The following is a 17721-nucleotide window of genomic DNA, read 5'->3' as shown; positions in this document are numbered from 1 at the left end:
AAATCGTGTTTTTTTCTGTCATAAAATTACCATTTCTGCCTCTAATCTGTTTTATGGCAATACAAACGTTTGTGCTTGTTTTATGATAGAATGAGAGATATAAAGTTTATGAGTGGTTGTGGAAAGCGAGGTTTTTTCATGTCATTAAGAATGGTAATCGGGCGGTCAGGAAGCGGAAAAACAGCTATGTTCCTTGATGAAATAAAGGGGCGGCTTGTGGAAAACCCAGATGGGACACCGATCATTTATATCGTTCCAGAACAGATGACGTTTTTATCTGAATATCGCTTGGCAACTGACCCAGCAATTAGCGGAATGATTCGTGCCCAAGTCTATAGTTTTTCCCGCTTGGCGTGGCGTATCTTGCAAGAAACAGGCGGGATTAGCCGAACACATTTAAGTAGTGTCGGGATGAGTATGTTAATACGCAAAATCATCGATGAGCAAAAGGAACAACTAAAGCTTTTTCAGCGAGCTGCAGATAAGAATGGTTTTATCCAGAAGCTTGAGCAAATGATAACAGAATTTAAACGTTACTGTATTAGGCCAGAGGAGCTAATTCAAGGCTCATCCTTATCGGGTGAAGATACCAATGCCTTAAATGATAAACTTCAAGATTTAGAAATGATCTATAAAAAGTTTGAGGACGAAGTATTTGGTAAATATATCGATTCGGAGGATTACTTTCAACTCCTATCCGAAAAAGTATCCTTCTCTTCGTATTTAATAGATGCAGAAATATATATTGATGGTTTTTATAGTTTTTCACCGCAGGAATATCAAGTAATGATCGAATTGATGAAACATTGTAAAAACGTTTCAATTGCATTGACGACTGATCACCTCTCGATTGATTCTCCACCGGACGAGCTTGATTTGTTTCGCTTATCAGGTGAGACTAGTTATTCTCTCTATGATTTAGCTAAAGCTAATGGTATTGAAATCGAGCAGTCTGTTGTTCTAAAAGAACAAAGAAAATGGACAGAGCCGTCTTTAAGTCATTTTGAAGAAAAATTTGATGCCCGGCCTGCAGTATCATATGTTGGTGAGACAAAAATTAATATTTGCCAAGCCGTAAACCGTAGAGCTGAGATTGAAGGGATTGCAAGAGAGATTCGCCAATTAGTCAGGACAAAGGGATACCGGTACCGGGATATCGCTTTATTAATTCGAAATGGCGGGGACTATCATGAGATTGTTGAACCAGTTTTCGACGATTATCAGATTCCCTATTTTATTGACCAAAAAAGAACGATGCTGAACCATCCATTGATCGAATTCATTCGCTCAAGCCTTGAAGTCATTAATTCCTACTGGCGCTATGAGCCGGTGTTCAGAGTGATCAAGACAGAATTGCTATATCCCCTACAAGAAAAGCCAGCAAAAATGCGTGAGAAAATGGATAAACTAGAGAATTATTGTTTAGCTTACGGAATTAACGGAAGTAAATGGACGAAAAAAGAGCGTTGGAGCTATCGACGCATTCGAGGACTGGAATTAGAGGTAAACTCGCAAACAGACCTTGAAAAAGAAATGGAACAAGAGTTAAATGAATTAAAGCTTATGGTAACTGCACCCATTTTACGGTTATCAAGACGTTTGAAAAAAGCGGATTCAGGCCGAAAATTTTGTGAAGCCATCTATTTGCTGCTAGAGGAATTGGATGTCCCAACAAAGCTTGAAAAATGGAAAGCAGCTGCCGAAGAAAAAGGTAATCTTGTAAAAATGCGGGAGCATGAACAAGTATGGAATGCCGTGATTGATCTCCTGGACCAATACGTTGAAATTCTAGGGGAAGAGCAAGTCACATTAAAGGCGTTTGCTGCTGTTTTAGAGTCAGGATTTGAATCCTTACATTTTTCACTTATTCCGCCGGCACTTGATCAGGTACTGATTGGGGATTTAGAAAAATCAAGGCTAAATGAAATCAAAGTAGAATTCGTAGTTGGTGTTAATGAAGGAATTTTGCCTGCAAAAATATCTGATGAAGGAATCCTCTCTGATGAAGACAGGGAAATGCTCCTAGCAACAGGTGTTAAAATCGCACCAAGCAGCCGGACACGTTTGCTGGATGAAAATTTTCTTGCTTATAAAGCTTTTACAGCACCATCAGAAGCCCTTTATGTTAGTTATCCACTTGCGAATGATGAAGGAAAAGCGTTAATTCCTTCTTCGTATATTAAGAGAATAAAAGATATGTTTCCTAATGCTAATGAGCTATTTTATGTGACAGACCCATCACAAGTTTCGGAGCCCAGTCAACTAGGCTTTATTTCAAATTTTACAACGACGTTATCTTTCCTTAATGCGCAGCTTCAATGGAAAAAGCGAGGGTACCCCATTTCAAATTTATGGTGGGATGTATATAACTATTACCTTGGAAGTTCGGGAAAGGGCAAAGCTCAAAAAGTGTTTTCAAGCCTTTTTTATACAAATTCAGCCGTACAGCTCTCTAAAGACTCAGCGGATGAATTATATGGTGAGGCCATTCAAGCCAGTGTTTCTAGAATGGAATTATATAACTCCTGCGCATTTTCTCATTTCGCTCAGCATGGACTAAAGCTTCGTGACCGGCAAGTGTTTCGTTTGGAGGCTCCGGATATTGGGGAGCTGTTTCATGCGGCACTAAAGCAGATTGCAGATATTGTTAATGAACAAAACCTTTCTTGGGCCGAGCTGTCGAGGAAACAATGTGAAAACCTTTCTAAGGAAGCGGTCAAGTCACTAGCCCCTAAACTGCAAAACGAAATATTGTTAAGCTCAGAGCGCCATCATTATATTAAACGGAAATTGGAGCAAATTATTACACGCGCTTCTGTCGTATTAAGTGAGCATGCAAAGGTAAGTGGATTCTCACCGATTGGTTTGGAATTAGGCTTTGGACCCAATGGAAAACTGCCGCCACTAACATTTTCACTGAAAAATGGAAAGAGAATGGAATTGGCCGGAAGAATTGACAGAGTCGATCAGGCAAAAGCGGAAGACGACAGCGTCTTTTTACGAGTGATTGATTATAAATCAAGTGAAAAAGATGTCAATTTTAGCGAAGTATATTATGGACTTGCCCTGCAAATGTTAACCTACCTTGATATTGTCATGACCCATTCGAATGAATTGGTTGAGATGAAAGCTAGTCCTGCGGGTGTCCTCTATTTTCACGTCCATAATCCATTCATTAATACAACTAAAATGCTAACGATTGATGAAATTGAAAAGGAAATGATGAAAAAGTTTAAGATGAATGGATTAATGTTAAGCGATCAAAATGTGATCCGGCTTATGGATCAAACACTTGAATCTGGTGATTCGCATATTATTGCCGCAGGAATAAAAAAGGATGGAAATTTATCCAAAAAATCCAAGGTTGCCAGTTTATCGGAATTTGACGATTTGAAAACGTATGTCCGGAATTTATATCAGAAAACAGGTAACGCCATTATTGATGGTCAAATAGACATTGCTCCTTATAAATTAAAGGACAAAACACCTTGTACATTTTGTTCTTATAAATCAGTATGTCAATTTGATGAATCAATTGAAACGAATCAATTCCGGGTTCTCACACCCCACTCGAAGGAAGATGTTTTAGAACTAATTAGGAAGGAGGTACGTCAATCTTGAGAAATTTCACCATACCGCCTAAGCCAGAAGACGTGACATGGACAGACGACCAATGGAAAGCAATTATGGCAAAGGATCGAGACATCCTAGTCGCAGCAGCAGCAGGTTCGGGAAAAACGGCTGTCCTAGTGGAAAGAATGATCCAAAAAATCCTGTCAAAAGAAGACCCGATGGATGTCGATGAATTATTGGTGGTGACCTTTACGAATGCATCAGCTGCAGAAATGCGCCATCGGATTGGGGAAGCATTAGAAAAAGCCATTGATGAAGACCCGTGGTCGCGCCATTTAAGAAAGCAACTGAGCTTATTAAATAAAGCATCGATTTCAACACTTCATTCCTTTTGTATGGAAGTGATTCGAAAGTATTATTACTTAATCGATGTCGATCCTGGATTTCGAATTGCCGATGAAACAGAGGCACAATTAATCCGAGATGAAGTGATGGACGAGTTGTTTGAAGAAGAATACGGGAAAAAAGATAATGAGGCATTCTTCAACTTGGTCGATTCATTCACAAGTGATCGAAGTGATGCCGCATTAATGGATATTGTACGATCGATATACGATTTTGCTCGCTCCAATCCCTTACCAGACCAATATTTAAAGTCAATCATTCGTATGTATGATGTTTCAGCTATTAATAATCTAGCCGAACTCTCCTTTATTCAGGCACTTCTTTTTGATATTGAGTTGCAACTAGAAGCTTCCAGAGAAATGATTAAGCGGGGATTAGAAGTAACAAAGCTCCCTGGCGGACCTGCACCGAGAGCTGAAAACTTTTTAGATGATTTAAAGATGATTGATACTCTTCTTCTTGCCAAGCAGGACTCATGGGAAACTCTATATCAAGCAATGCAGACCTGGTCTTTTTCACGGGCAAAGCAAGTGAAAGGTGACCAATATGATAAAGAGCTGACAGAAAAGGCCCAAAAACTCCGAGAAAAAGCGAAGAAAAAAATCCAAGATATCAAAGAAGAGCTATTTACGCGAAAGCCTGAAAGTTTTTTACGTGACATGGATGAGATGCGGCCGTTAATAGAAACGCTAGTTCATATTGTCAAAGAATTTTCTCTGCGGTTTGAAAAGGTAAAAAGAGAAAAAGGGCTTGTAGACTATGCAGATTTAGAGCATTACTGCCTTGCAATTTTGACAAAGGAAATCTCAGCAGAGGGAGAATTTCTTCCATCCGAGGCTGCACTCGCTTACCAAAGGCATTTTAAAGAGGTCTATTGCGATGAATATCAAGACACAAATATGGTCCAGGAAACGATCCTAAAGCTTGTAACTAAAAAGGATGAGTTGAATGGTAATATGTTTATGGTCGGAGATGTTAAGCAGTCGATTTATCGCTTTCGTTTGGCTGAGCCGAACCTTTTCTTAGGCAAGTATAATCGCTTTAAAGCCGACGGAGATTCTACGGGACTACGTATTGATCTAGCAAGAAATTTCCGAAGCCGAAAAGAAGTGCTCGATGCAACCAATTATTTATTTAAACAAATTATGGGGATTAAAGTTGGTGAAATCGAATACGATGAGGCGGCAGAATTGCGTGCTGGCGCACCGTATCCAGACGATGAGCCCTATCCGGTAGAACTTTTGCTTATTGATCAAAATGCACAGGATAATGGGTCACCTGTAACGGAAGGCGAGACAGAGGTGTCAGAACTAGAAGAATTTGATGCTATCGGGCTTGAACAATCCCAACTCGAAGCGAGGATAATTGCTTCTAAAATAAAAGAACTAGTTGCAAGTGGAGCACCTGTATATACTACAAAAACGAAATCCAATCGGCCACTTATGTATCGGGATACAGTCATCCTGCTCCGTTCAATGACTTGGGCTCCGCAAATTATCGAAGAGTTTAAGCAACAAGGGATTCCGATTTATGCTAATCTTTCAACAGGGTATTTTAATGCAACCGAAGTGGCAATTATGATTTCATTACTACGAGTTATTGATAATCCCTTCCAAGACATACCGCTTGCAGCTATTTTACGCTCACCCATCGTTGGGTTGAACGAAGAAGAACTATCAATCATCCGCATTCATCAGAAGCGAGGTTCCTTTTGGGAGGCTGTTACCGCTTTTTGCAAGAGTAAAGAAGCCAAAAATACGGCTGAATTTTACGAAAAGCTGCGCCGTTTTTATGACTTTCTAGCAGAGTGGCGCGGGGTGGCAAGACAGGGTTCGTTGTCTGAGTTAATTTGGCAGCTCTACCGTGATACCCAGTTTTATGACTTTGTCGGCGGTTTACCAGGGGGAAAACAGCGCCAAGCTAATTTACGGGCATTATATGACAGAGCTAGACAATACGAACAAACATCGTTCCGTGGGCTGTTCCGGTTTCTTCGTTTTATCGAGAGAATGATTGAAAGAGGGGACGATCTTGGTGCAGCAAGGGCACTTGGTGAGCAAGAAGATGTTGTTCGGATTATGACCATCCATAGTAGTAAAGGACTTGAATTTCCCGTTGTATTCATGGCGGGAATGGCACGGACTTTTAATATGGCTGATGTTCGGAAACCATATATGCTCGATAAAGAATACGGATTTGCATCTAAGTATGTAAATGCGGAAAAAAGGATTTCTTACCCATCCTTACCGCAAATTGCTTTTAAGCGAAAAAAGAAAATGGAGATGCTCGCGGAAGAAATGCGCGTGTTATATGTGGCGATGACAAGGGCGAAAGAAAAACTTTATTTAACGGCTACGCTTAAAGATGCGCAAAAAAAAATAGACCAATGGAATGAAGTTTCCTCCCATATAGAATGGTTGTTAAAGGATTATGAGCGGGCAGCAGTTTCAAGCTATATTGACTGGATTGGACCAGCGCTTGTTCGCCATCAGGACGCCAATGAAATAAGGCTTAGTAGTACGGGAAATGCCCTTGTTCCTGAAGAAATTACAAGTCATCCTTCTTCATGGAAAATTTCTCTAATAAGTGCAGAAGAAATCAAGAAGACGGAATTAGAAATCGGAATGAATGAAGACCAATTTCTTGAAATGGTCCAAAAAGGGGAACATGTCCCAGCCACGTCGCCATTTGATGAAGAAATTAAGTTACGCTTAGACTGGGAATATTCCTTCCCAAGTGCCGCAGCCCATCGCTCCAAGCAATCCGTTTCTGAAATGAAACGCCAAAGAGAAATGGCAGATGAACAAAGTGGGACGGACCTTGTGAACCATGTGAATCACTATAAAAAGTCGATAGTTAAACGCCCAAAATTTATGCAGGAAAAGCAATTAAGTCCAGCTGAACGGGGGTCTGCCATGCATATGGTTATGCAGCACGTAGATTTAACCAATTCAGTTAGTCAAGAATCTCTCCAGGAACAGTTAACATGGATGGTAAACAACGAATTGTTAACCCCAGACCAAGCAGAAGTCATTGACAAAAATTTAATTGTTCAATTCTTTCATTCAGATTTAGGGATTAGATATTTTAACGCAAAAGCAATCAACAGAGAGGTTCCCTTTACCCTTTCCATGCCTGCTCGTGATGTGTACCCCACTTGGAAGGATGAAGAAGAATCTGTTTTTGTGCAAGGGATCATTGACTGTGTCTTTGAGGAAGAAAAGGGTCTTATTTTGGTCGATTATAAAACGGATCAAATTTCCGACAGGTATAAAGGTGGGTTTGATCAAGCAAAGTCCATACTTGAAAACCGTTACAAGATGCAAATTAACTTATATACAAGAGCAATTGAACAAATATGGAAAAGAAAGGTCACAGAAAGGTACTTGTTTTTCTTTGATGGAGCACATATTTTGAAGGTTGAAAAGGATTAAACGAACAAAAAATGACATAGACCATTTAGGCTGGTTTATGTCATTTTTTAATTATTCCCGACAATTGGCTGGTCAATTAACTTGGTATCAAGAACATTGGTTCCACTTAATCCGGAATTCGATACGATAAATCCACCAGTATTAAATGCACCTGAACCAGCATTTGTCTTTGAGGTGCTCTTTGGAGAGATATACACGGTATCGCCAAATTGCACTATACCTCCACTTACGTGAACGATTTGGACAGGACCAATAATCGCTGGCATGACAAACATCCTTTTTTAGTATATTCCCGGCATTTCCCTTAACGTAACTTATGCTTTTATCTTTGTCCCTGTTCTTCTACTTCTTCTTCTTTTCTAGGAATAGGAAGTAACTGTCGAATATGCTTAACTCTAGCCTCCATGGAAACATGGCGGCTGTTCCCAACGTGTAAAAGGGAAGATGAAGATATCCCGATAATATCAATTTTACTTACCTTAATTAGTGGGTTTGGATTTTGACGGGAGTATGAGAAAGGTTCATCGATAGGTAGAAAAGGAATAGGTTCGGAAAAGACTCGATAAGAGGATAAATTCCCCTCATTTCCATAAAATACGTCAGCTTCCCTTTGGACAGCGAGTGCTCTTGAAAGTCCATTAATGATACAGGAATCCCCTAGCTGTACCGTAGAGGAAAAAGAGGCAATCTTAATATTTATAGTGTCTACACAAGAGGTTCTCTGCAACATGATGGTCACTCCGGTGATAGGGGAACAAACGGGCCTATGATTAACGATTCTGCAGGGGTATCAAAGGTTGAGGCCAATTGAATCGTTTCCGTATCTCCCACCATTACTAACGATGAGCTTGCTACCCCAGTGATTTTTATGTTTTGGACAAAGAGTTCTCGGTTATAAACCTCGAAGTTCATTCTGTTTTCATCCCTTTCATATTTTCAGGTAAATTGCTGAAAAAAACAAATACCCCATTTTGAATTTCCTTTTTTAATGCTTCTATAACTAAATCGTCCGAAGGCGCATTTTCAAAAGAGCGGCTGCCAGAGGAATGGGCGTTTATATGTTGTTCAATCCTGATAGGAAGCTGTTTAATGATGTCTTGTTTTATGAACGATAAATATTCATCATTCGGTTGAACGGTTAATTCCCTTTGGGCATTTTCAACTAATTGAGGTAAATCCGTTTCTAAATATCTGTAAATAGCTTCCTCGATTTTCATTGATCTTTGCATTTGATCCTTGGGTGATATTGGTGTGGTTAAGGATTGACTTTGTACTGCGAAGTCCTCGATTCCTGATAATTCGGATGGGTTTAGACCTATGTTTAATGTTCCTTCAAGCGTCTCAACTTTCAATTGATCAAATTTATATTCAATTTTATCAACATGGATGGCCTTTTTTTCATTTAATTGTTTGATATCTTCTTTCATTTTTTGGAGAGCGTTCTCTAAAGTTAGAATTCGCTGCTCCTGTGCTTGAATACACATCTGCAGCCATTGAAGATATTGGGAATAATCCTGATACATGTAATCACCTCACAATTATTTCGCCAATAAGTTTATCAATTTTTATATGATAGGGCGGCTTACTAATCCTGTTCTCTAACAGCAGCTTGTAATGGTACGGCTGGTGTCCCTAATAAAGTCCCTGAAGGTTGAATGGATTGCGGTGCGGGTTGTGAAAATCCACCGGTATTATATAAATGAGCTGTTGGTTTAATAATCCCAGCACTGCCTATTTGTAGGACGGAGGAATTGGTAATCCCGCCAATTTTAATAAAATTAATCTGAATGGACTGCTGGATATAGAAATTCATTTGAAAATCACCCATTCATTAAGCATTAAGTGCAATTCCTTGATCGTAAACATCTGAATCATTGGTATTTGTGGAACTAACATTATTATGGAGCTGTAAGCTATCCCCTGTGTTAAAGGAACCAGCACCGGAAAAGGTTTTTGCAGTAGAAAATGGCATAATTTTATAAACATCTCCAATATGGAAAACAGAACTGCTGCCAAGTGTAATGACCTGTGCAACTCCAACAATCGCTGGCATTTTCAACACCCTTTTTTCATAGTATCTTCTACATCCTATGTATGGGCAAAGGTAATGTGATTGATTCGCCCAAATAAATTGGAAACAGAGGTCATTTAAGTTTATTTACACTTTTATTTATTTGTTTTTAGGGGTATGAATGAAAAACAGTTCAATTAACCTATGATTTACCACGCAAAATGATAAAATAGTAGGATATCAGATAAGGGTAAAACGTTCTATTATGTGATTAAGAGATCAGTCGGAAAAATAAACACTGAGTCTCGATAAAGGCAAAGCTGATGAAAATCAGTGACGCAAAGCTACAGGGGCTAAGGTGCATTTGCACTAAGCCAGCCAGTTACCGAAAGATCAGGGTGTTTCATAATAGATATTCTATGTCTGCATAGGTTTTCTATGTATATATGGTTGTTCTATGAATTCTATCCCCCCCTTTGGTAAAGGTGGGGCTATTTCTATTTCACGGAGGTGAAAATTGTTGATGATACCTTTAATGGACGAGGAAAATGAAAAGGCGAAAAAAGCTAACAAACATCAGGAATTAAAGAATGTTCTTCATAAGAAAATTTTGCAAGAGTTAAAAGAGCAAGAAATTGAGGAAATCATTCCAAAGTTTGACGGAATGGCAGTCGAAATAATAAAAGAAGATGAAGAATTCCGTGGGCAAATTGATCGAAAAAAAGTAGATGATGAGCTAATCAACGACCTAACTGGTTTCGGACCAATTAATTCCCTTCTTTTAGATGAAGATGTTTCAGAGGTAATGGTGAATGGACCCAACCAAGTTTACTGTGAACGAAAAGGGAAGTTGGTGTTAACGCCAGTTCAATTCCGAGACAATGAACATGTCATGAGTGTAATAGACAAAATAGTTGCCCCACTGGGACGGAGAATAGATGAAAGTTCTCCAATGGTAGATGCCAGGCTTCCGGATGGATCGCGTGTTAATGCTATCATTCCCCCCTTGGCATTAAATGGACCAACTATAACAATCAGGAAATTTCCAAAGGATCCCTACCAGATTGAAGATTTGATTAACTTTGGAACAGTCACAGAAGAAATGGCTATCTTTCTAGATGCTTGTGTGAAAGCACGGTTAAATATGTTTGTCAGCGGAGGAACAGGATCTGGCAAAACAACCACACTCAATGTTTTGTCAAATTTTATCCCAGATGATGAAAAAATCGTAACTATTGAGGATGCAGCCGAGATTCAATTGGGACAAGAGCATGTGATATCCCTAGAGTCACGTCCGCCCAATATAAAAGGTAAAGGAGCCATCTCCATTAGAGATCTTGTCAGGAACTCACTACGGATGAGACCAGACCGCGTTATTATCGGGGAAGTACGTGGAGGAGAAGCGCTTGATATGCTGCAGGCAATGAATACGGGACATGATGGTTCATTGGCTACAGGGCACTCAAACAGTCCAAGAGATATGATTGCTCGGTTGGAAACAATGGTTCTTATAGCTGGTGTAGATTTGCCGATAAAAGCACTACGTGAGCAAATTGCTGGGGCGATTGATGTGATTATACAGCAAACACGTTTGAAGGACGGAACAAGGAAAATTGTCAATATAACTGAGGTACAAGGAATGGAAGGAGAAATTATCGTTCTCCAAGATATCTTCTCTTTTAAACAAGAAGGACTTAACGCAGAAGGAAAAATCATTGGAAGGCTTGTACCTACCGGTGTCCACCCTAAGTTTTATGATCGTCTGGAGGCATCAGGGATTCACATTCCGTCGTCCGTGTTTATAGAAAATGAGGAGTGGCGGCAATGATTGGACTGCTCCTGATTTTTTTCAGAGATAGGCTTGATGTAGATATTGTTAGAGCGTTTATCAGTAATGTTTTACAAGCTGAAAAATTAGGAATCGGCATGGTTCGAGTGCTCCGAGTTCAATCCAATGAAGTCAGAGAACAGAGAAAGCAACGGGCGGAAGAGACGGCTATGAAAGCACCAATCAAAATGCTCTTTCCGTTAGTTCTTTTCATATTTCCAAGTTTATTTATCGTTTTGTTAGGACCGGCAATCATCCAATTTATCGATGCTTTTAAAAATAGTTAAGGGCTGATTCCCTTTTAATTAGGGATCGGCCTTTTTTGATTCTTTATATTTGTTCGGTTCATCTGTTTCTTTTACTATATAAAGTGTAATTACTATAAATTGAGGTGAAAACGATGAAATTTGTAACAGTAGAACATAATCATGAAACATTTGTTGGTTTAGTAGACCCAGATGAATCAAAAGTAATTTTATTAAATCCTGCTGAAGAAGCAAGGACAGGTAAAAGAAGTTTCCCTTCTTCAATGCAGGAATGTATCGATTTAGGAGAAAGTTTTATCGAACAAGTCCAAGTTTTGTATGATTGGGTAATTAGTGGTACACATGCTGCGTCATTATACGTCCCCATGGAAGAGGCAACCTTGCTAGCTCCTATTCCAAGACCAAACAAGAATATTTTCTGTGTAGGAAAAAATTATGCAGAACATGCGATTGAAATGGGAAGTGAAGCAGATATCCCGGAACATGTAATGGTCTTTACGAAAGCCCCTACAACGGTTATTGGACCGAATGAAACAGTCCTAAACCATCAAGATGTAACAAATCAACTTGATTATGAAGGGGAGCTAGCTGTCATCATCGGTAAAAAGGGAAGGGCGATAAAAAAAGAAGAGGCCCTCGACTACATTTTTGGTTATACCATTCTGAATGATGTGACCGCACGAGACTTACAATCAAGACACAAGCAATTTTTTATTGGTAAAAGCTTAGACACTACCTGTCCGATGGGACCATGGATTATCCATAAAAGTGTGATTGAAAATCCAAACCATTTACATATAGAAACTAGAGTTAATGGGGAAGTGAGACAGAACTCAAATACAAAGAATTTTATTTTTCCAATTGAGGAGGTTATCTCCGTTCTTTCAGCCGGAATGACACTTGAACCAGGGGATATTATTGCGACCGGCACACCAGCTGGAGTGGGAAAAGGCTTAAAGCCTCCTAAATTTTTATCTCCTGGCGATCAGATGGAAGTCACCATTGAAAAAATCGGAACACTCAAAAATACCATTAAGCAATAGGCACTCTTTAAATACCTCAAAATTGTAGGGGAACATATCCATTTTTGTTACTAGATTGACTTACTTTTTTCGTTTTTATCAAAGTTTTATGGTATGATAAGGTCGAAATAAATGAATTTCATTCATTAGGAGGTACTATATTGATTCACGGTCATATCACTGCATGGGTTTTAGCATTAATTTTATTTTTCATTGCTCTTTCCTTACATAAAAGTGGAAAAGCAAAAGGATTTAAAATTCTACAAATGATCTTACGAGTACTATACTTAGTTATAATAGCAACAGGTGCAGGACTTTTGTTTTCGGTTTACAGAATTGATGTTTGGTATATATTAAAAGCGGTTGTAGGTATATGGATAATCGGATTATTTGAAATGATCCTTGGCCGTGTGGCTAATAATAGAAGAACTTCTGTATTCTGGATTCAGTTTATCATTGCATGGGTGCTTGTATTATACCTAGGCTTTGCAAAATTACCAATGTCATTTTTACACCCATAAAACCTAATGTAACTAGTAAAGGCTGCCGAGCATATCGGCAGCCTTTTTAAATTTGCGAAAATGATAAACAACGTGACAACTGCTTAGTTTGGTTTTAATATTGAAATAAGTAGAGAGGAGAGGATCCATATGCTCGTAAAAGTGTTTGCTAATCTCCGGCAAATATGTGGTGGGGTAACGGTAGACGTTCAGCCGGATGGTGAACGGGTGATAGATGTTCTTGATAAAATGATTGAAATGTTTCCTGCATTAAACAATGAAATCTTTACTATTGAAAAGGAACTGCTTCCGTTTGTTCATGTCTATGTAAACGGGAGAAATATCATCCACCTTGATGACCTTCAGACTAAGGTAGAAGAAAAGGATCAATTTGCTCTTTTTCCGCCTGTTGCAGGGGGCTGATATGGTCATTAGAGATTTGGAGTTTCGTGGTATTAGTATTGAACATCTTGGCATGTATTTTGAAGAACTTGGTGCTTTACAGAGGACAGATAGGTTCCCTTATGTCTATGAAGCGGATAACTGGAAGGGTCAAATACTCTCCGAAGAGGAAATTTCATTTACTTCAAGTTTTAAGGTGAATACCGTCCAAGTGCGTTTTTGTGCAAATGACGATCATGCTTTAGATGTGTTAATCAAAAATTACCGCTATAAAACAACAAGAATTGGCGGTTAATTAAGTATAGCGTTAGCGCTGTCAAAACTTACGTATTAAAAAAAAGCTTCTGCATTTGTGCAGAAGCTTTCTTAATTAATGTCTTAGACAGGTTGTTTTACTTCAGGATCGATAATTCCTAATTCACGAAGCTTTTCATCTGTTACCAGGCCGTCTTTCCAGCCGCGAACTTGATAATATTCTTCTAGCATGATATCCATCCGGCTTACATGGCCCGCACTGTTCCCGGACGCCGGTTCTTCAGTAAAACGTTTTGGAAGGAAGTCATCTTCACGTTTATTAAAGCCTGCAAGGTTATTGTAATAACGTTCAAGATTATAGATTCTTTCCCCAGCCTTCATAACATCCTCAGCTGATAGTTGAACTCCAGTCATTGCACTGTATTGCTCCGCATAATGCTCTGCGTTTTCTGAGAAGGATGAGAACTTACAAATATTCATAGAATCTGAGAATGCTAGCATATCTTGGAATACTTTTAGTAATTCGCCTTTTCCTTCTGGCTTTAATCGGTCAGTTGGTTCAGGAATACCAGCAATTTCACTGGCTACAGTGTACCCACGAAGGTGACATGCACCGCGGTTACTTGTAGCATAACCAAGTCCAATACCTTGAATGCCGCGAGGATCATAGGCAGGGATGGATTGGCCTTTAACAGACATTGATAATTCAGGTGCACCCCAAAGTGCAGTTGCACGTGCAGGCCCTTCAGCAAGTACGCCGCCAAATCCTTCACGGAAGGCGATTTTTTTGGTTAATTCAATCATTGAATCGGCGTCGCCCCAGATTAGTTCCTCGGTAATAATCCCTTTTTCAAAAGCTTCCATTGTAACGGAGAAACAATGTCCAAGTTCAATTGTATCAAGCCCATATTCATTACAGCGGTCGATCATAAATGAAATCGCTTCTGCATCACTTAATAAACAGTTGGAGCCAAGTGACCAAGCGGATTCGAATTCAATGCTCTCTACTCGTGTTTTATACTTCCCATCTTTTACTTCTACTTCAATTTTACAACCAACTGGGCAGGCATGGCAGGTCTTGTTAGCAACACGTAAATTAGTGTTGTAATATTCACCACTGTGTTTCTCTGCTTCATCCCAGTGTGTTAATTGGGAGTTCTTTGTTGGAAGCGCTCCCACTTCATTGATCAAGTTGGTTAATACATTTGTTCCATATACGGATAATCCGCCTTTATTAGGTGCCGTTAAGCCGCCATCAAGGATCGCCTTTACAGCTTTTTTATTGGCATCTTTGTAATCGGTATCTAATTTTGGTTGTGGCATATTGCCTTTTTGAGCAGCTTTGATAACAATTGCTTTTAATTTTTTATAGCCCGCAACAGCAGCTGTCCCACCACGGCCTGCAGCACGGTCATGCTCATTAATAAATGCAGCAAAGCGGACGGTGTTTTCACCTGCTTGACCAATCGTCATAACACTTATGTCCTCTTCACCGTGTTCGTCTTTCATTGCTTGAATAAAGGCTCGTGTGCTAGTTCCCCAAAGGTTTGAAGCGTCACGGAGCTCTGCTTTACCATCTTCAATAAATAGGTATACAGGCTTGTCACTTTTTCCTGAAAAAATAATATTATCCACACCTGCCCATTTGAGCCGCGCTGCAGTCCACCCGCCGATGTGTGAATCCGTTACCGTACCAGTCAGCGGAGATTTAGTAACAACACAAAGCCGTCCGCTCATCGAAGAACGTGAGCCTGTGACAGGGCCTGTCATAATACAAATGATGTTTTCTGCAGATAATGGCTCGACTTCAGGGCCGTTATCTAAAACATACTTAACCCCTAGGCCACGACCACCTATGTACTTAACTGCATCATCTTCGTTGATTCCTCTGTAATCAACCACACCATTTGTTAAGTCGACTAATACTTCTTTGTTTTTAAAACCGCCTAGATTCAAAGTTTTTCCCCCTCTTTCCCATATTAAAAAAATATATACTAATCTCTTATAATATTAGATATTGTTATAAGAGATTCCTACCAAATTATACTAAAACCCAATATTTATTATATCTCTTTTTCAATATTTTTAAAATTAAATTATTTATAACAGACAATCAAAAATAATTTGGTAAGATAATAGTAATATAACTTTTTCTTTTGCGGTTCATGATTACAGTTTAACTTAGGAAAGAGGTGGATCATGAATGATTTAGAACGCTATTCAAGACAGATTCTTTTTCAACAGATTGGGGAGTCAGGACAAATAAAATTGCAAAATAGCAAAGTGGCAATTGTTGGAGTTGGTGCACTTGGCACGGTAATCGCGAACCATCTGGTTCGTTCTGGAGTTGGCTATATAAGGTTAATTGATAGGGATTTGGTTGAACTATCAAATTTGCAGCGGCAGACACTTTTTGATGAAGAGGATGCAAAATTACAGCTCCCAAAGGTAATTGCTGCAAAAAAAAGATTAAATCGAATTAATTCTACTGTTACAGTCGATGCAGTAATCGCTGATTTAAACCTAGATAATGCGGAAGAATTATTAACGGAATTTAATTGTATCGTTGATGGCTCTGATAATTTTATGACACGATTCTTAATCAATGATGTGGCCGTAAAGTACGGAATTCCTTGGGTTCATGGTGCTGCTGTTAGTTCAAGAGGCATGTTTGCCTCGATCAAACCCGGAATTACCCCCTGCTACCGCTGTCTCTTTCCACATGTCCCAACTGGGACGGGGGAAACCTGCGATACAGTTGGCGTATTGTCACCATTGACGGATATTATCGGTTCCTTTCAAGTCATGGAAACAATGAAAATATTAATTGATGAAAAGACTACACCTAATCTAGAACAAATTGATATATGGGATTATACCACCATGCAAATGGATATTTCAGAAGGGAGAAATTCTAATTGTCCGACATGTGTGAATCATCAATTTGATTTTTTAGATCGATCCTCGGAACTCCAGGTGGCCTATACGACACTTTGTGGGCGTAATACAGTCCAAATCAATCCTAGAAATAAACGAGACTTAGATGTAAAAAAGTTGGCTGCGAATCTCAAGAAAAGTGGTAAAGTATCAGGAAATGACTACTTAATCCGTTTTACTCCTGATGAAGATATTTCTATTGTCGTATTTAAAGATGCACGTGTATTGATTCATGGTACAAATGATTTGGTCCAAGCAAAATTGCTTTATTCAAAATACATCGGGAACTAAATTGGTACCAAAAAAAAAGGCGTGGGAGCTGCCCCAGCCTTTTTCTTATGATATCATTTTTTCGATCACTAATCGTTTTCCGGTATTTAATGTAAATTCAAATCGATCATTAACTTTTTCATAGTAACAAAAGTGGTGCTGGACATTACAAATTTGCTCCTGATTATCGAAAACCAAAAAATTAACTCCATCCTTTCGATTTTCGTCCGATAAGAAGGATAAATGGTTGTAACAATAGATGCAATCGTAAATAGAAAAGTTTAAGGAGTTTAAAGTGGTCACAAATTGAAAAAAAGCATCATCATTGATTCCATCTAAAAGCCGCTCAAGTGAATAAATTAAATGTTTCCTAATTCTTACTAAATCATGGTTACGAAGCATCGTTGCTTCGTTTCCAATTCGGACCTTTCCTGTTTCATACAATTTACCTTTCTTCCAACGATTCATTCGGAAGACTTCTATTTCCTGCTGAAGGTAATCATCTAACATTTCGGCTTCTTCTGTTTCCTCATCAAAAAAAATCCATTGTTCATTAATTTGTTCAACAGTTCCTTCTGTGTATGCTCTTTCCTGAAAATCGTAAAGTCTCATTCGTTGTTGTCGATTCATTATTAACCTCCGTGCCCAGATGCTATCATATTCTTTTTAGACATCTTCATGAAATTTTATAACTGAAAGATAAAGTATTATCTTTTAAATCATATGAATTGTTGGCTTACTCCATCGACCTCCGCTTTTCTATTCGGACAATTAACCATTTCCCATGGGCTGAATACTATAAAAACATGAATTCATGT

Annotated in this window: 17 protein-coding genes and 1 riboswitch; of the genes, 9 read left to right on the top strand and 8 right to left on the bottom strand. The window is 38.9% G+C overall.

The features are described from left to right. Window positions 1-138: 138 nt before the first annotated feature. Together addB and addA are read left to right on the top strand one after the other, a co-directional pair. A complete protein-coding gene (gene addB, locus J7E77_RS06845) occupies window positions 139-3621 on the top strand; it encodes a helicase-exonuclease AddAB subunit AddB (RefSeq protein WP_214713220.1) in 3483 nt (1160 codons plus the stop codon). Further along, a complete protein-coding gene (gene addA, locus J7E77_RS06840) occupies window positions 3618-7412 on the top strand; it encodes a helicase-exonuclease AddAB subunit AddA (RefSeq protein WP_214713219.1) in 3795 nt (1264 codons plus the stop codon). Before addB ends, addA begins: the two co-directional genes overlap by 4 nt. A 47-nt stretch (window positions 7413-7459) precedes the next feature. Here addA and J7E77_RS06835 read toward each other — a convergent pair whose 3' ends face one another. The 6 genes from J7E77_RS06835 to J7E77_RS06810 all read right to left on the bottom strand — a co-directional run bounded on the left by J7E77_RS06835 (window position 7460) and on the right by J7E77_RS06810 (window position 9465). Beyond that, window positions 7460-7678: a spore germination protein gene (locus J7E77_RS06835; protein WP_214713218.1), complete on the bottom strand. Its 219-nt coding sequence runs from the start codon at window positions 7676-7678 to the stop codon at window positions 7460-7462. A gap of 56 nt (window positions 7679-7734) precedes the next feature. Next, window positions 7735-8142, bottom strand: coding sequence for a spore germination protein GerPE (locus tag J7E77_RS06830; RefSeq protein WP_214713217.1), 408 nt, complete (start codon window positions 8140-8142; stop codon window positions 7735-7737). A gap of 5 nt (window positions 8143-8147) precedes the next feature. Beyond that, window positions 8148-8324: a spore gernimation protein GerPD gene (locus J7E77_RS06825; RefSeq protein ID WP_168242447.1), complete on the bottom strand. Its 177-nt coding sequence runs from the start codon at window positions 8322-8324 to the stop codon at window positions 8148-8150. Continuing rightward, window positions 8321-8935: a spore germination protein GerPC gene (gerPC, locus tag J7E77_RS06820; RefSeq protein WP_214713216.1), complete on the bottom strand. Its 615-nt coding sequence runs from the start codon at window positions 8933-8935 to the stop codon at window positions 8321-8323. Before gerPC ends, J7E77_RS06825 begins: the two co-directional genes overlap by 4 nt. Window positions 8936-8997: 62 nt before the next feature. Next, window positions 8998-9225: a spore germination protein GerPB gene (locus tag J7E77_RS06815; RefSeq protein ID WP_214713215.1), complete on the bottom strand. Its 228-nt coding sequence runs from the start codon at window positions 9223-9225 to the stop codon at window positions 8998-9000. An 18-nt stretch (window positions 9226-9243) separates the two neighbouring features. Then, a complete protein-coding gene (locus tag J7E77_RS06810; RefSeq protein ID WP_214713214.1) occupies window positions 9244-9465 on the bottom strand; it encodes a spore germination protein in 222 nt (73 codons plus the stop codon). 261 nt (window positions 9466-9726) lie between these two features. Then, window positions 9727-9813, top strand: a riboswitch (cyclic di-GMP riboswitch). 133 nt (window positions 9814-9946) lie between these two features. On the opposite strand from J7E77_RS06810, the gene J7E77_RS06805 reads away from it, so the two are divergent. The 6 genes from J7E77_RS06805 (at window position 9947) to J7E77_RS06780 (ending at window position 13736) form a co-directional block, all read left to right on the top strand. Then, on the top strand, window positions 9947-11251 hold the full coding sequence (locus J7E77_RS06805) for a TadA family conjugal transfer-associated ATPase (RefSeq protein WP_214713364.1): 1305 nt from the start codon (window positions 9947-9949) through the stop codon (window positions 11249-11251). Further along, on the top strand, window positions 11248-11538 hold the full coding sequence (locus J7E77_RS06800; RefSeq protein WP_251026717.1) for a type II secretion system F family protein: 291 nt from the start codon (window positions 11248-11250) through the stop codon (window positions 11536-11538). The genes J7E77_RS06805 and J7E77_RS06800 overlap by 4 nt, the downstream gene beginning before the upstream one ends. Window positions 11539-11651: 113 nt before the next feature. Beyond that, window positions 11652-12560, top strand: a complete 909-nt coding sequence (locus J7E77_RS06795; protein ID WP_214713213.1) for a fumarylacetoacetate hydrolase family protein — start codon at window positions 11652-11654, stop codon at window positions 12558-12560. A 140-nt stretch (window positions 12561-12700) separates the two neighbouring features. Beyond that, complete coding sequence (locus tag J7E77_RS06790; RefSeq protein ID WP_214713212.1) at window positions 12701-13060, top strand: YisL family protein; 360 nt, start codon at window positions 12701-12703, stop codon at window positions 13058-13060. Window positions 13061-13189: 129 nt separating this feature from the next. Beyond that, complete coding sequence (locus J7E77_RS06785) at window positions 13190-13462, top strand: ubiquitin-like small modifier protein 1 (RefSeq protein WP_214713211.1); 273 nt, start codon at window positions 13190-13192, stop codon at window positions 13460-13462. A 1-nt stretch (window position 13463) separates the two neighbouring features. Then, window positions 13464-13736, top strand: coding sequence for a MoaD-like domain-containing protein (locus J7E77_RS06780; RefSeq protein WP_214713210.1), 273 nt, complete (start codon window positions 13464-13466; stop codon window positions 13734-13736). A gap of 83 nt (window positions 13737-13819) precedes the next feature. Here the strand turns inward: J7E77_RS06780 and J7E77_RS06775 are convergent, their stop codons facing one another. After that, entirely contained in the window at window positions 13820-15652 is a 1833-nt protein-coding gene (locus J7E77_RS06775; RefSeq protein WP_214713209.1) for an aldehyde ferredoxin oxidoreductase family protein, read from the bottom strand. Window positions 15653-15895: 243 nt separating this feature from the next. Here J7E77_RS06775 and J7E77_RS06770 point away from each other — a divergent pair, with 243 nt between their 5' ends. Beyond that, entirely contained in the window at window positions 15896-16924 is a 1029-nt protein-coding gene (locus tag J7E77_RS06770; RefSeq protein WP_214713208.1) for a ThiF family adenylyltransferase, read from the top strand. A 45-nt stretch (window positions 16925-16969) separates the two neighbouring features. Here the strand turns inward: J7E77_RS06770 and J7E77_RS06765 are convergent, their stop codons facing one another. Next, entirely contained in the window at window positions 16970-17533 is a 564-nt protein-coding gene (locus J7E77_RS06765; RefSeq protein WP_214713207.1) for a DUF2777 domain-containing protein, read from the bottom strand. Window positions 17534-17721 lie beyond the last annotated feature (188 nt).

This window comes from Bacillus sp. ISL-77, assembly GCF_018613105.1.
This window is presented reverse-complemented; position numbering and strand designations above follow the sequence as displayed.

What these genes read in the sequence shown, in the direction of transcription:
- addB (WP_214713220.1), top strand. Translation starts at nt 139, where the DNA reads ATGTCATTAAGAATGGTAATCGGGCGGTCAGGAAGCGGAAAAACAGCT.
- J7E77_RS06835 (WP_214713218.1), bottom strand. Translation starts at nt 7,678, where the DNA reads ATGCCAGCGATTATTGGTCCTGTCCAAATCGTTCACGTAAGTGGAGGT.
- J7E77_RS06830 (WP_214713217.1), bottom strand. Translation starts at nt 8,142, where the DNA reads ATGTTGCAGAGAACCTCTTGTGTAGACACTATAAATATTAAGATTGCC.
- J7E77_RS06825 (WP_168242447.1), bottom strand. Translation starts at nt 8,324, where the DNA reads ATGAACTTCGAGGTTTATAACCGAGAACTCTTTGTCCAAAACATAAAA.
- gerPC (WP_214713216.1), bottom strand. Translation starts at nt 8,935, where the DNA reads ATGTATCAGGATTATTCCCAATATCTTCAATGGCTGCAGATGTGTATT.
- J7E77_RS06815 (WP_214713215.1), bottom strand. Translation starts at nt 9,225, where the DNA reads ATGAATTTCTATATCCAGCAGTCCATTCAGATTAATTTTATTAAAATT.
- J7E77_RS06810 (WP_214713214.1), bottom strand. Translation starts at nt 9,465, where the DNA reads ATGCCAGCGATTGTTGGAGTTGCACAGGTCATTACACTTGGCAGCAGT.
- J7E77_RS06805 (WP_214713364.1), top strand. Translation starts at nt 9,947, where the DNA reads ATGATACCTTTAATGGACGAGGAAAATGAAAAGGCGAAAAAAGCTAAC.
- J7E77_RS06800 (WP_251026717.1), top strand. Translation starts at nt 11,248, where the DNA reads ATGATTGGACTGCTCCTGATTTTTTTCAGAGATAGGCTTGATGTAGAT.
- J7E77_RS06795 (WP_214713213.1), top strand. Translation starts at nt 11,652, where the DNA reads ATGAAATTTGTAACAGTAGAACATAATCATGAAACATTTGTTGGTTTA.
- J7E77_RS06785 (WP_214713211.1), top strand. Translation starts at nt 13,190, where the DNA reads ATGCTCGTAAAAGTGTTTGCTAATCTCCGGCAAATATGTGGTGGGGTA.
- J7E77_RS06780 (WP_214713210.1), top strand. Translation starts at nt 13,464, where the DNA reads ATGGTCATTAGAGATTTGGAGTTTCGTGGTATTAGTATTGAACATCTT.
- J7E77_RS06770 (WP_214713208.1), top strand. Translation starts at nt 15,896, where the DNA reads ATGAATGATTTAGAACGCTATTCAAGACAGATTCTTTTTCAACAGATT.
- J7E77_RS06765 (WP_214713207.1), bottom strand. Translation starts at nt 17,533, where the DNA reads ATGAATCGACAACAACGAATGAGACTTTACGATTTTCAGGAAAGAGCA.